1 protein-coding gene is annotated in these 1,123 nt (G+C 39.6%); it reads left to right on the forward strand.

Annotated elements, in window-relative coordinates; all coding sequences use genetic code 11:
- Positions 1 to 1,028, forward strand: a 1,028-nt coding sequence (locus tag GRP75_RS27665; RefSeq protein ID WP_237449239.1) for a GGDEF domain-containing protein, incomplete at its 5' end; no start/stop codon positions are given.
- Between the last annotated feature and the right edge of the window lie 95 nt (positions 1,029 to 1,123).

A 1,123-nucleotide genomic window follows, 5' to 3' on the forward strand; every position in this document is an offset into this window, starting at 1 on the left:
CTGTACATTTTATCGTCCAGCTGGGCAGCTACTTATTTCTTGATTACTACGCTTCGCCTTATGAATTTTACGTCGGAACCCTTATTGTTCCCACGCTAATCATGAGTGGTTCCAACTTACTGGCAGAGTTGGCTCATTTTAAATTTAACAGGTATTCTTTTGCGATCCTGTTTATGGCAAGTACCGTCATTTGCTGGATGATTATTCGCCTAAACTATGATATCCGGATTATTACAGCGTTGTGCTTGTTGCCTATTTTCTCTTCTATCCTGTTCTTCAATCGTCGCTTAATATGGCTTTCCTTTGTATTACAAGTAGTCGTCTTTTTTCTGTTGCTGGCAGTGGATGCATCATTTCGTACCTATTTGTCAGGCTTTGATATCGTGGCGATTCCAACCTTTTTGATTATGTCCACCTTTATTGCTCTCATTATTCAGGCCAGCGGCCGCGATTTGTTAGTGGATTTGTATAAAACAAAGCGCGCCCAACAGGAATTAATGATCAGTAACGCGATTATCAGCAAAATGTCAATGACTGATGGTTTGACAAAGCTGTACAATCATTTGTCCTTTCAAAACTTTTATGAAAAAGCACTCGAATATGCCGAACAAGGCGCGATCATCCATCTGGCGTTAGTGGATATTGATAATTTCAAAAAGATCAATGATACTTACGGACACCAGTTCGGAGATAAAATTTTGGAAGGCATCTCGCAAATCATTACAGAACAGATTACCGCAAACGACATTGCGGCTCGCTATGGCGGTGAGGAATTTGCTATTTTGATGTTCGAGCATACTTTCGAAGAAGCTTATCAGATCGTCGAAAACATCCGTCGTGAAGTGGAGAAAATGACCTTTCAGGAGAAATTGCAACTCGTTTCTGTAACCGTAAGCATTGGACTGAAAAGCTATACAGAGGAAATGAACAAAGATAAAGATGTATTTTTTCAGCAAGCAGATGACTATCTGTATCAAGCTAAGCGCTCCGGGAAAAACAAAATTGTTGCTCTTAATCATATCGCTTAATGTAAAAACACTTCTTTGATGAGACTCCGGCATGAGCTTGCCGGAGTCTTTTGAATATAGAGCTTAAAATGTAATAGAGTTGACAATTCCATAAG

The sequence above is a fragment of the Paenibacillus sp. OT2-17 genome (assembly GCF_009827695.1).
GTDB classification, from domain to species: Bacteria; Bacillota; Bacilli; order Paenibacillales; family Paenibacillaceae; genus Paenibacillus; species Paenibacillus polymyxa_B.